Annotated in this window: 10 protein-coding genes; 6 read left to right on the forward strand and 4 right to left on the reverse strand. The window is 37.7% G+C overall.

What is annotated here, in order from left to right; translation table 11 throughout:
* Positions 1 to 28 precede the first annotated feature (28 nt).
* From AQF98_RS17055 to AQF98_RS17080, 6 genes are all read left to right on the forward strand, one after another.
* Positions 29 to 976 carry an MBL fold metallo-hydrolase gene (locus AQF98_RS17055; protein WP_055133175.1) on the forward strand — a complete coding sequence of 316 codons (948 nt, stop codon included), beginning with the start codon at positions 29 to 31 and terminating at the stop codon, positions 974 to 976.
* A 53-nt stretch (positions 977 to 1,029) separates the two neighbouring features.
* The gene (locus tag AQF98_RS17060) at positions 1,030 to 4,287 is read left to right on the forward strand and encodes a TonB-dependent receptor domain-containing protein (protein WP_055133176.1); all 3,258 of its coding nucleotides are present in this window, start codon (positions 1,030 to 1,032) and stop codon (positions 4,285 to 4,287) included.
* A gap of 178 nt (positions 4,288 to 4,465) precedes the next feature.
* The gene (locus AQF98_RS17065) at positions 4,466 to 6,088 is read left to right on the forward strand and encodes a hypothetical protein (RefSeq protein ID WP_055133177.1); all 1,623 of its coding nucleotides are present in this window, start codon (positions 4,466 to 4,468) and stop codon (positions 6,086 to 6,088) included.
* Positions 6,089 to 6,244: 156 nt separating this feature from the next.
* A complete protein-coding gene (pyrH, locus tag AQF98_RS17070) occupies positions 6,245 to 6,952 on the forward strand; it encodes a UMP kinase (protein WP_055133178.1) in 708 nt (235 codons plus the stop codon).
* Positions 6,953 to 6,994: 42 nt separating this feature from the next.
* Entirely contained in the window at positions 6,995 to 7,558 is a 564-nt protein-coding gene (frr, locus tag AQF98_RS17075; protein ID WP_055133179.1) for a ribosome recycling factor, read from the forward strand.
* Between the two features lie 88 nt (positions 7,559 to 7,646).
* Positions 7,647 to 9,395, forward strand: coding sequence for an ABC transporter ATP-binding protein (locus tag AQF98_RS17080; protein WP_055133180.1), 1,749 nt, complete (start codon positions 7,647 to 7,649; stop codon positions 9,393 to 9,395).
* 144 nt (positions 9,396 to 9,539) lie between these two features.
* Here the strand turns inward: AQF98_RS17080 and AQF98_RS17085 are convergent, their stop codons facing one another.
* The 4 genes from AQF98_RS17085 to AQF98_RS17100 form a co-directional block, all read right to left on the reverse strand.
* Positions 9,540 to 10,832: an MFS transporter gene (locus AQF98_RS17085; RefSeq protein WP_055133181.1), complete on the reverse strand. Its 1,293-nt coding sequence runs from the start codon at positions 10,830 to 10,832 to the stop codon at positions 9,540 to 9,542.
* A 102-nt stretch (positions 10,833 to 10,934) separates the two neighbouring features.
* Positions 10,935 to 11,342 carry a group III truncated hemoglobin gene (locus AQF98_RS17090; protein ID WP_235524256.1) on the reverse strand — a complete coding sequence of 136 codons (408 nt, stop codon included), beginning with the start codon at positions 11,340 to 11,342 and terminating at the stop codon, positions 10,935 to 10,937.
* Positions 11,335 to 11,982, reverse strand: coding sequence for an alpha/beta hydrolase (locus tag AQF98_RS17095; RefSeq protein WP_055133183.1), 648 nt, complete (start codon positions 11,980 to 11,982; stop codon positions 11,335 to 11,337). Before AQF98_RS17095 ends, AQF98_RS17090 begins: the two co-directional genes overlap by 8 nt.
* Before the next feature lie 148 nt (positions 11,983 to 12,130).
* On the reverse strand, positions 12,131 to 12,763 hold the full coding sequence (locus AQF98_RS17100) for a thiamine phosphate synthase (protein WP_055133184.1): 633 nt from the start codon (positions 12,761 to 12,763) through the stop codon (positions 12,131 to 12,133).
* Positions 12,764 to 12,833: the final 70 nt, after the last annotated feature.

Below are 12,833 nucleotides of genomic sequence, written 5' to 3' on the forward strand. Positions count from 1 at the left end.
TACATTTGTGCATACTTTTAATTTCATTATGAACATAAAACCAAGCCTTTTCTTAGTCTTTTTGCTGTTTGCTTATTTAAATGGGTGGACACAAAATGCATTTAAGGTAATTCCATTAGGCATTAAGGGAGGAAATGATGAAAGCAACTTATCTGCTTACCTGGTTGCCCCATCTAATAGCAACAACTATATCAGTTTGGATGCGGGAACCCTAAATGCAGGCATTCAGAAAGCAATTGACCTTGGAACATTAAAGGGAGTTGTAGAAGATTTTTTGCGGAAAAATATTAAAGGATATTTAATCTCTCATGCACATTTAGATCATGTGGCAGGCCTGATTATTAACTCGCCTGCAGATACCAATAAATATATCTATGCAATGCCCAAAGTATTGGGAATTATGAGAGATAAATATTTTTCGTGGGATACTTGGGCAAATTTTGGCAATGAGGGAGAAATGCCCCAATTAAAAAAATATACCTATAAACCCTTAGTTGAGGGGACGGAGGAGCAATTAACAGCTACCGAAATGACGGTGCAAGCTTACCCATTAAGCCATGTTAATCCTACACAAAGTACTGCATTTTTGATTGGAGCAAATAACAATTATCTGCTTTACCTAGGTGATACTGGGGCTGATGAAATAGAAAAAACAGACCAACTGATGAAACTATGGCGCAGGGTAGCACCACTAATTAGCTCAGGGCAGTTAAAAGCGATTTTTTTAGAAGTATCATTCCCTAATTCACAACCAGAAAATCAACTTTTTGGACACCTGACCCCAAAGCTTTTTTATAAAGAATTGGGCAAGCTTCAACAGTTAACAAATGCAGAGGCATTTGGAAAACTGTCAATAATTGTAACGCATATAAAACCACCCCATTATGCAGAAGTTAAGCAAGAGCTGCAAAAAGAAAACAAGCTCCAATTGAATCTGATTTTTCCAGAACAAGGAAAGTTGTTCATGATAAATTAATCTTAAACTAACATCCAACATGTTTTGTCATAGTATTTTTACCAAAAAAAACTATGAAGAAATTTTTACTTTTATTATTAACTGTATCTTTTCTGGTTCTTGCCAAAAAAGATGCCTTGGCACAAAATGAGACTACCTCTGCCATTAATGGATTGATAGTCGATGCCAAAGGCCCATTAGCAGGGGCAACGGTAGTAGCTATCCACGAACCATCAGGGTCTCGCTATGCAACGTCAACAAGGGCAGACGGAAGGTATAATTTGCCTAGCATGCGTATCGGTGGTCCTTATTTAATTACAGTATCTTTTATAGGATATGAAAACCAAACAGAACGTGTAGAGAAATTAGCTTTAGGGCAGAACTATACACTAAACGTTTCTATCAGTGAAAGCAAAAACACACTTTCCGAAATTGTGGTTTCTACTAAACAAAATAAGGTTTTTAACTCTGGTAGAACTGGTGCGTCTCAAAATATTTCGAGAACGGCCATTCAAAATTTGCCTACATTGAACAGAAGTTTTACCGATTTTGTAAAACTAACCCCACAATTCTCTTTGCAATTTGGTAGTCCAAGTATTGCTGGTAGAAGTAATTTGGGAAATAACTTTACTGTTGATGGTGCTTTGTTTAACAATGCATTCGGGCTACAAGGTACAATTGGTAGCCAAACAGGTTCGCAACCGATCAATATGGATGCTTTTGAGGAAATATCGGTAAATATAGCACCGTATGACATTCGTCAGAGTGGGTTTACTGGAGCGGCTATAAATGCGGTTACCAGAAGTGGAACAAATGAATTTCAAGGATCTTTGAATACTTATTATAGAAACCAGGATCTGGTAAGTGATTACAATTTTGCAGGTCTAAAAGCACCAGTTAATAATTTCAATTTAAAGGGATATGGTTTCACCTTTGGAGGTCCGATTATCAAGAATAAATTATTCTTTTTTGCAAGTGGTGAGCTTGAAAGAAGATCAGATCCAGGAACAAGTTTTGTAGCTTCTAGAAATGGCAGTACAGGTCCAAACGTTTCTCAGGCCAAAGGTGAAGACTTGGATAAATTGAGTTCTTTTTTACAGACACTGGGATATGAGGCGGGTCCTTACGAAAACTATGCGCTAACCACACGAAGTGATAAATTATCGGCAAAACTAGATTATAATATCGATGATAAGAATACGCTAAGTTTAAAATATTTTTATTTCAGATCGTTTAAAGATATCCTGCCAAGCAATAGCGGTGCGCCAAAAGCAAATCGTCAACCTTCTCAACTGGGTCTGCCATTTCAATCTGCAGGTTATGGCATCAACAACAATATGGATAATGTTAACCTTGAATTTAGAACCCGTTTCAACAATAAATTTTCAAACCAGTTAACATTGGGCTATAATGCCATGAACGATTTTAGGGAATCAAAAGGAAACAAACCTTTTCCTTTGGTGGATATCATGAATCCTGATGGAAGTTCACTTACTGCCTTCGGATTTGAACCTTTTACTGCATTTAATACCTTAAAAACAAAGGTGTATCAAATCACCAATAATTTCAATATCTATGCGGGTAAGCACGAGCTTACCATTGGTGCAAACTATGAAGGTTATAGAACATTAAATGGTTTTGCGCCAAACTATTACGGAGCCTACACCTTTAACAGCTTGGCCGATTTCATGAACAAAGCCAATCCGTCGCTCTATCAGATCCAATATGCAGTAACACCAGATGGGTCTTTCCCTTACGCAAGAATCCAATCGAACATGTACGGTTTATATGTGCAAGATGCATTTACCATTAGTGATAGTTTTAAATTAACAGCAGGTTTAAGAGCTGATTTAACAGATATCTCATCTCCAGATGTGTTTAAAAATCCAAATGTAGAAAAGCTGACTTTCGAGAACGGCGAGAAGATTGATGTAAGCAGATATCCAAAATCATCTATTTTATGGTCTCCAAGATTAGGTTTCAATTGGAATGTAAATAAAGAAGGTAAAACCCAAGTACGAGGTGGTACTGGTTTATTTGCTGGTAGACCTCCGTTGGTTTGGATCTCAAATCAAGCAAGTAACAATGGAGTACAGTTTGGATCAGAAAGAATCGTTAACCCTACAAACAGGCCATTTGATCCAAATGTTGATGCCTACAGAAACGTAAATAAAGCTACAGCGCAAAATAATACCACATATAACCTAGCGGTAACAGAAAGTAACTTTAAATTTATGCAGGTATGGCGTTCAAATTTGGCTATTGACCAAAAGTTGCCAGGTGGAGTAACAGGAACATTGGAGGCCTTGTATTCAAAAGATATCAATTCAGTTTACTTTAGAAATGCAAACTTGAACACTTCGGCTTCTACCCCATTGGTGGGTGCTGATAATCGCCCTCGATACACAAGTTCAAGAATTTATGGTGCGGCAACACCAACGCCAGAAAATCCAAATATTTCTGATGCAATTGTAATGACCAATACCAATAAAGGTCATAGTTTGGCTTTAACTGGAACTTTATCAAAAGAGTTTGCAGGTGGTTTTTTTGCAACAATGGGTTATACTTATACCGATTCGAGGTCAGTGAATGATGGAGGTTCCATCGCACAATCGATGTGGAGAGATCGTCAGGTTTCAGGTAGTCCGAATACCGATGCTTTAAGCTATTCTAGCTACATGGTTAAAAACCGTTTCATTGCATCAATGGTATATAAAAAGGAATATATCAATCACCTAGCTACTACAATTTCCATGTTTTATCAGCTACAGGATGGCTTTAGATACTCTTATACTTACGGAAGTGATCTAAACAATGATGGATTAAGTGGCAATGACCTGATTTATGTGCCTGCCAATCAATCAGAAATTGAACTGGTAAGTGAAAACACAGGAGATACCCGTACAAAAGCCCAAATTTGGTCGCAACTCGATTCTTATATTAACCAAGACAGCTATTTGAATAAAAGAAGAGGTAAGTACGCAGAAAGAAACGGGCTTGTTGGAAACGTGGTTGGGGTAATGGATATCCGTATTGCCCAAGATCTATTTACCAAAATTTCAAATAAAAAACATTCATTGCAGTTAACATTTGATGTGTTCAATCTTGGAAACATGATCAATAAAACATGGGGAGTACCAAAGTTTGCCAATCGTGCCAACGGTTTGTTAAACTTTAAAGGTATTGATGCAATTAGTGGAAAACCTACTTTTTCTTTCCCTTATTTAAATGCGAATAATGCAACACCATTGGTCAACTCGTTTTCGAATAGTATAGATGAAACGGCCCGTTGGAGAATCCAATTGGGATTGAGGTACCGATTTAACCAATAACAGTACTTCATGTTAATTTAAAGGCAGTGTTGAATAATTCAATACTGCCTTTTCTGCTTTTAAATAAGTGGTGCCAATTTTGGGAGTTGATAAAATTTAATTGCTTGGAAATAAAGAGTTAACGAGTGTTTCTTAGGTTTAGGTTAGTTAAGTTATTTAAAAACTAAATCAAAAACCTATGAAAAAACAATTCAAATTAATCTATGTGGCCACTTTGTTATTCAGTTCAATAATCGGACTGAATAGCTGTAAAAAAACAGAGGCGATCAGCAACGAGCTTGGTGTAAATTCGGGAAAATCTTTGGCATTGGCAGCACAGCCAAATGCACTGACCAGTATTCAAACTGTAGAAGATTTTGAGGTAGGTGCCTCTAGCCCTAAAGCAAGTTATGATGTTGCGCCAGCTGGCTCAAGTTCAGGAGACAATGTTACATTGAACGGAAAATCGTGGAATTTATACGATGCTTTGATCGGTAATCTTGCAACGGATAAAAAAAGTGGACAATGGTCTGCAAGAATGCGAAATACTGGTAAAATAACCATGTTACATGATGTTTCGACAGGGATTAGCACGGTTACCATCAAATCGGCAACCTTTGGTTCAGATACTGCATGTGAGTGGGGTTTATGGTACTCAACCAATGCAGGTACTTCTTGGACACAGACAGGGGCAAATATTTCAAGTACAGCATCTTTACTGACCAGTACATTTACATTAAACGTATCAGGAAATGTACGTTTAGAAATCAGAAAATTAACGGGCGGATCAAATCGAATCAATATCGATGACATTACCATCAATGACAATGGTGGAGGAACGAACCCTGGAACAGTATTAACTGGGAAGAAATTTTTGTTCGATGCTACCAAATTGGAAAATGCAGGGAGTGCAGATTGGCTGATTGATGCAGATGGAACTGAAAATGTACCAAGTTATCTTGGAGGAACTACTGTTGAATTAAAAGCGCAAAGATTTCCGACACCTTCATATACTGGAATAACTGCTTCAACGTCTGAGAGTTATTGGAAAGGAGCGATGTCTGCTTGGGCTGTTGAGCTGGTTAAACGTGGTGAACTGGTAGAAACACTACCTGTTGGAACAGCAATTACCTATGGCAATTCATCAAACCCACAAGACCTCAGCAATTATGATGTATACGTGGTGATAGAACCCAACAAATTGTTTACAGCAGCTGAAAAAACTGCTATTATGAATTTTGTAGCCAATGGTGGTGGTTTAATGATGGTCGCAGATCATACAGCAGCAAGTACTGCAGGAACAGATAGTAATGGTTACAATCCATCAGATAGAGACGGCGATGGTTACGATTCGCCAAGAGTATGGAATGACCTGATGAGCAACAATGGCATCAACAACAATAAGCCTTTCGGTTTTAATGTAGATTACATTGATATCAGTGAAAAACCAAGTACAAAAGTTTATACTGGAACAAGTACAAATGCACAAATTGTTTTAAATGGCGCTGCTGGTACTGCAAGCAAGTTGGCCTTTTACAATGGAACAACAGCCACTTTGTTCCCATCGCAAAACTCAACAGTTCAAGGCTTATTTTGGCGCAATAGTTCTACTTTAGGAGGGAATACTGGTGTGATGGCCCTAATTGCTACTTATGGAACGGGAAGAATAGCATTTGTGGGTGATAGTTCTCCTTCTGATGATGGTACTGGTGATCCCAATGATAATTTATTCAATGGTTGGTCTGGAGATGTACCATCTGGATATACTTCACATCCAGCACTGCATTTAAATGCATCACTATGGTTGGCAAAAGCCCAGTAAACTAGAGTTTTTACCTTATTTAAAGGCGGCACCAATAAGTGCCGCCTTTTGCGTAGCCAAGTTTTTTTATCATCACCATCATTAAATCATAGATATTTGTACCATTTATTTAAAACCATAGCGGCTAAGTAAAAAATTGTTAATATTTTTGGGGTCATGAAGTATAAACGGATTTTACTAAAGTTGAGTGGCGAGTCGTTAATGGGTGAAATGCAATATGGCATTGACAATGAGCGTGTTAGGCAGTATGCGGAAGACATTAAGGCAGTTCATGCTAAAGGACTAGAAATCGCCATCGTTATTGGTGGAGGGAATATTTTTAGAGGTTTGAGTGCGGAGAAATCAGGAATGGATAGGGCCCAAGCAGATTATATGGGGATGCTAGCTACTGTAATCAATAGTATGGCATTGCAAGATGCACTAGAGAAAGTAGGTTTAAAAACCCGTTTATTATCAGCCATTAAAATGGAGCAAATCTGTGAGCCATTTGTACGAAGAAGAGCTGTTCGTCACTTAGAAAAAGGACGTGTAGTTATTTTTGGTGCCGGAACAGGAAACCCATACTTCACTACAGACTCTGCTGCTGCATTAAGAGCAATAGAAATCAATGCAGATGCAGTGTTAAAAGGAACAAGGGTTGATGGTATTTATACTGCCGATCCAGAAAAAGATCCAACAGCCACAAAATATACCGAAATTTCTTTCAAAGAGGTTTATGCCAAAGGTTTAAACGTAATGGACATGACAGCCTTCACCTTATGTGAAGAAAATCAGGTTCCAATTATCGTATTCGACATGAATAAAACGGGTAACTTTATGAAAATTGCAAATGGCGAAGAAATTGGTACCTTAGTTCAGGGCTAAATTTTGACCATTTTTTATATTTTTGTATAAACATAACACATTATGAACGACCTCATAAAGAAACAATTAGAAGATGCACAGGCAACAATGGAAAAAGCAATTGCCCATTGTGAAGCTGAATTAACTAAAATACGTGCGGGTAAAGCATCAGCAGGAATGCTTGATGGCATTATGGTAGACTACTATGGAACACCAACGCCTTTGGCACAAGTGGGTAGTATCAATACACCCGATGCAAGGACCTTAATTATCCAACCTTGGGAAAAATCATTATTAGTGCCAATAGAACGTGCCATAATGGAAGCCAATATTGGGATCAACCCACAAAATGATGGTGTAATTATCCGTTTAGTTGTACCACCTTTAACAGAAGAACGTCGTAAAGAACTGGTTAAAAAAGTTAAAGAAGAGGCAGAAAGAGGCCGTATTACCGTGCGTAATATCCGTAAAGATGCCAATAGTAAAATACAACGATTAAAAGGAGAAAGTGTTTCTGACGATGAAATCAAGACAGGCGAAGGCGAGGTTCAGAAAATTACTGATGCTTATATCGTTAAAGTAGATAAACATGCAGAAGTGAAAGAAAAAGATATCATGACGATCTAATCTCTGTATAGTCTAAATGTAATTTAAAAGGGAATGTAGCTGAGCTTCATTCCCTTTGTTTATTTTTGCAACCCAAACAATCAAAAAGATGAATTTACTGCTCCAATATTTAAAGGCCCACAAGTGGGTTGTAGTTTTAGCATTAGTACTGGCTGCCTTTAATATCGGGTTCTCTTTAATGGATCCTTATTTTACAGGTAGAATCTTAGACAGATATATCAACAGACATAACGAATTAAGTAGATCAGAGTATATCTGGGGTATTTTAGGCTTAGTTGGTTTAGCCATTTGTGCGGCTATGGTGTCTAGAATTGCCAAGAACTTTCAGGATTATTTTACCAACATTATTGTGCAAAAGGTTGGTGCAAAAATGTATGCAGATGGCTTAAAGCACTCTTTAGAACTACCTTATCAAGTTTTCGAAGACCAACGTAGCGGAGAAACATTGGGGGTTTTACAGAAAGTAAGATTAGATAGTGAGAAGTTTATTACTTCTTTCATTAGTATTCTTTTTGTGAGTTTGATCGGACTGATTTTTGTAATCGTTTATTCACTAAGCGTAAGTTATAAAGTATCACTAATTTATGCGGCTTCTATTCCTATCATCAGTTTTTTAAGTTGGTTTTTAAGTCGTAAAATTAAAACCATCCAACGTTCTATTGTAGCAGAAACAACAGCTTTGGCAGGTTCTACCACAGAATCATTGCGTAATATCGAGTTGGTAAAAAGTTTAGGTTTAGCTAGTCAAGAGATAGAACGTTTAAATAAAACGACCTATAAAATATTAGGCCTGGAACTTAGAAAAGTAAAATATGTAAGAAGTATGAGCTTTGTACAGGGTACAACTGTTAACTTGGTTCGAAGTACAATGGTGGTGGTATTGCTGATGTTAATTTTTGATAAAGCAATCACTCCAGGCCAGTATTTTTCATTCTTATTTTATTCATTTTTCCTTTTCGGACCATTACAAGAGCTTGGTAATGTGATTTTAGCTTGGAGAGAAGCAGAGGTTTCTTTGGGTAATTTTAAAAAGATCTTAAGTACACCTGTTGATAGAAAACCAGCCAACCCTGTTACTTTAGAAAAGGTGAATAGCCTAGCCTTTGCCAATGTAAGTTTCAAACATTTATCTGGTAAAACCAATGCCTTAAATGGGATTAGCTTTGCAGTAAATAATGGCGAAACCATTGCTTTTGTTGGGCCATCAGGCTCTGGTAAAACTACACTAGTTAAATTGTTGGTAGGCCTATACCAACCCATTGAAGGAGAGGTTTTTTATAACCAAACCTCTGGAACCGAAATTGACCTCGATCAGTTAAGAGAGAAAATAGGCTTTGTAACTCAAGATACGCAACTGTTTTCAGGTACCATTAGAGAAAATCTACAGTTTGTAAAACCAGGTGCAAGCGACGAAGATTGTATGCGGGTATTACAACAGGCTGCCTGCCAGAATTTGATGGCTAGAGCCGATAAAGGATTAGATACCGTAATTGGCGAAGGTGGAGTAAAAGTTTCTGGTGGCGAAAAACAACGTTTATCCATTGCTAGGGCATTATTGCGTAACCCTGATATTTTGGTGTTTGATGAGGCTACTTCTTCATTAGACTCGTTAACTGAAGAAGAAATTACAGCAACCATTCGTGATGTTTCCGTTTTAACCAGTCATGTTACCATCTTAATTGCACACCGTTTATCAACTATTCGCCATGCAGATCGGATTTATGTTTTAGAAAAGGGACATATTATTGAGCAAGGTAAACACGCAGATCTATTGGCCGAGAAAGGTTTATACTTTGCCATGTGGAGACAACAGGTTGGCGAAAGACTCGATAATTAATAGTGTTGGTCGGGATATCATATCCCAACCAGCAGAATGAATTTTTACCATCTAAGACAGCTTAGTTCACCTGAGTTTTAATTAGACTTAGCTGTTCTTAGGTGTCTTAGATGGTTTCAGTTTGACTATTTTATTCTTAGAGACCTAGATCTGGTCTTCTATTTTATCAGCTGGTTTAATGTCGTTGAGTGTTAAAGGCAATAAGCTTTTGGTTTTGAAATAAGTAATGGCGGCAATGCCCAAGGTCATGCTACCTCCAAAAACTACTGCGGGTACCGTACGCATTAATTTAGCCGTTAAACCCGACTCAAAGGCTCCTATTTCATTAGACGAACCAATAAACATGCTATTTACTGCCGAAACACGACCACGCATCTGGTCTGGTGTAAGCAATTGCATAATGGTAGAACGGATAATTACGCTTACACTATCAAAAGCGCCTTCGCAGAACAAGAAGAATAGGGTTAAATAGAAACTTTTAGACAAGCCATAACAAATAATGCTAATGGCAAATCCTGTAACCGCTATCAGTAGGTTACGCCAAGGCCTACCCATTGGCGAAAATCTGGTCATCATCAGCATGGTTAAAACTGCGCCCAAAGAAGCAGCAGCCCGCATAAAGCCCAAACCTTCTGAGCCTACTTTTAAGATATCATTGGCAAATACAGGAAGTAAAGCAACTGCCCCACCAAAAAATACAGAGAACAGATCCAAGCTCATTGCTCCCAACATCATTTTACTCTTAAATACAAAATTGATACCCTCTTTTAAGCTTTCTGCAATACTTTCTTTTGGAATAAATGTAGGCGGGTGTTTTTTCAGAAAGAAAATACACACTAAAGCCAGAAAGATAAAAGAGATGATGACAATGTAAGTAGTGGTAATGCCATAGAAACCATAAATTAAACCACCAATTGCTGGCCCGGCAATTGAGGCCATTTGCCAACTGGAGCTACTCCAGGTACTGGCATTGGGGTACAATTCTTTTGGTAAGATCTGGGCCATTAAAGAAAATGTAGCTGGTCCGAAAAAACCTCTAGCTAACCCAATGCAAAATATCATACCATACATAATGGGTACAATAGAACTTGTGGGTACATACCTGTGCATCTGTTTGCTGGTCACAATAAGCATAATGATAGAGCAGAGAAAAACACCAGAGAATATCTTTAACAATAACCCTCTTTTTTCTGTTTTATCTGCCACATAGCCTCCGTATAAAGCGATACTGATGGCTGGAATAGCCTCACTAAGCCCAATAAATGCAAGGGCTAAAGGATCATTGGTAAGGTGGTAAATGTGAAAGCCGATAATTACGGCCTGCATCTGATAGGCAAACGTAAAGAAAAAACGCATCCCAACATAAGAGCGAAATTCACGGTAGCGCAGTGCGGCAAAAGGGTCTTTTTTTTCGGGTAGAGCAGATTGGTCTTCCAAAGCAGAGTAATTTCAGGTAAAAGTATGACTTTCGGGCTTAAATCAGTAGTGCTGAAAAGCTTAAATCTAAATTACACCAAAAATTGACAGGGAATTAACCGTTTAGATCAGTGGTTGTGCGGGATTGTTTTTGTAGTAATCTAGTTTGTATTGAAACATTTCGCTCATTCTTGCTGCTCGCCACTTGGCTTCATCTGCTTTTGCACCACTAAAATGTGCATCAACAGTTTCGTTGAATAAACTGATCCAAGTATCAAAATGTTCTTTTGCGATTGGAAGTTTGGCGTGTTTTAAAAATGGACTACCGCTATAAGCAGGTGTTTCCAATAAGATGGTCTGCCAAAAACCATACATTTTTTCTAAATGAGCTGGCCAGTTGTCTTTAATTACCGCATTAAAAACTGTAGATAGCAATTCATTTTCACGAACTCTGCTGTAAAAATCGTCAACCAATGTCTTTACATCGGCCAAATTAAGAATGTCGGTATTTGAGGTTTCCATGTCAGTCATTAATAATCATTTCAAATATAAGGTCTTGAATTTGTTGAAACCTGTTAACAATCATAAAATGACCTGATTTTTGTATTTGTATCACATTAGAAATTTTGTTTATTGGAAAAATCCGATCATTAGTCCCATGGATATGAATAAGGTTTTCAGGATAAACTTCATTCTTCCAGTTCATGATCTGATGGATTGCCCAAGACAAGAACTTAGGATCCGTATCTTTTATAATCTGATGAAGTAGCCTAGATTCTGCTGGGTTCTCTGTACTAAAGTAAAAATCAGCAGTGAATTTATTACTTAAAGCCAAAAGCCAATGTGGAACAATTCGATGGATTTGAGTTTGACGAACAAGGTTAAGTTGCCAACTAAATTCTTGTATAGACTTTATGCTCGATATAATCAGCACCTTTTTGCAGGGAATAATTTTAGAGATCTCTTGGGCAACGATTCCTCCAAAAGAAAGCCCAATTAAAACCACCTCTTGAGTGGTGTCAATTTGGGCAATTAGTTTTTCACAATAAATATTAAGATTTTCCTTTTTTTGTGGCTCAATCCATTGGATGAATTTGTGATCGATTCTTGATAAATCTAAAAATTGAAAAACTCTTTCGTCGGCACCTAAACCACTAATAAAATAAACCATGTATTGATTTTATACGATAAAGCTAATCAATCCAACTAAATTTGATCTGATTTTAACCACTAAATTTATCTAATGGGAAGGTGAGCACATCACAATGCAACTGCTGAGGAATGGCGTCCTCGCCATTCTTATTTGAGCGTTCAACAGCTTACTCTATTTGCTTATAGAAATCTTGATAAGCTTCGTATAGGTCTTCTGCCTGTGCTATAGCTGAAGAAACAGCAATACCATCAATACCAGTTTGTAAAAGAGGGCCTACATCTGGTAAGCTTATCCCGCCAACAGCTAAAATTGGGAAGGTAATGTTTGCTATTTTTAATTGCTCAACGGCAGTTGTATAACCTGCTAAGCCTAATAATGGAAATGAATTGGGTTTGGTGTTTGTACTGGCATAAGGGCCAAAACCAGCATAATCAGCACCTTCGTTCGCTAACCTGATCAAGCCTTCAACCGTATTTGCAGAACCACCTAAGGTAAATTCTTCTCCAATCTGGTTGCGCAGGGCGATAAAATCTGCGTCCATATCTTCCAAATGAAAGCCTTGGATATCGGCTTTGCCTTTTAAATGGATATGATTGGTAACAATTAAAGTTGCACCCCAATCATCGCAGATCGCAGCAATTTGGTTAATGTCTGCTAAAAGGTCATCGTCAGTTTTACTTAAACAGCGATATTGGATCCATTTGGCACCTGCTTCACAAGCCAATTGGGTTTGTTCAATATGCGTGTACTGAGCAATGTCATGGGTAATGAAGTGGAGCTTTTCGATGAATTTTTTCATGGTACCTCTTAAATCAAACTACCCGATGAATGGTTTAATATTCATCAGGTAGTTCAAATGTTTAACCTTA

The organism is Pedobacter sp. Hv1 (assembly GCF_001412215.1).
In the GTDB taxonomy this organism is placed as follows: domain Bacteria; phylum Bacteroidota; class Bacteroidia; order Sphingobacteriales; family Sphingobacteriaceae; genus Pedobacter.

Bases quoted from the DNA above. Each gene is read 5' to 3' on its own strand.
- AQF98_RS17055 (WP_055133175.1), top strand. From the start codon at position 29: ATGAACATAAAACCAAGCCTTTTCTTAGTCTTTTTGCTGTTTGCTTAT.
- AQF98_RS17060 (WP_055133176.1), top strand. From the start codon at position 1,030: ATGAAGAAATTTTTACTTTTATTATTAACTGTATCTTTTCTGGTTCTT.
- AQF98_RS17065 (WP_055133177.1), top strand. From the start codon at position 4,466: ATGAAAAAACAATTCAAATTAATCTATGTGGCCACTTTGTTATTCAGT.
- pyrH (WP_055133178.1), top strand. From the start codon at position 6,245: ATGAAGTATAAACGGATTTTACTAAAGTTGAGTGGCGAGTCGTTAATG.
- frr (WP_055133179.1), top strand. From the start codon at position 6,995: ATGAACGACCTCATAAAGAAACAATTAGAAGATGCACAGGCAACAATG.
- AQF98_RS17080 (WP_055133180.1), top strand. From the start codon at position 7,647: ATGAATTTACTGCTCCAATATTTAAAGGCCCACAAGTGGGTTGTAGTT.
- AQF98_RS17090 (WP_235524256.1), bottom strand. From the start codon at position 11,342: ATGACTGACATGGAAACCTCAAATACCGACATTCTTAATTTGGCCGAT.
- AQF98_RS17095 (WP_055133183.1), bottom strand. From the start codon at position 11,982: ATGGTTTATTTTATTAGTGGTTTAGGTGCCGACGAAAGAGTTTTTCAA.
- AQF98_RS17100 (WP_055133184.1), bottom strand. From the start codon at position 12,763: ATGAAAAAATTCATCGAAAAGCTCCACTTCATTACCCATGACATTGCT.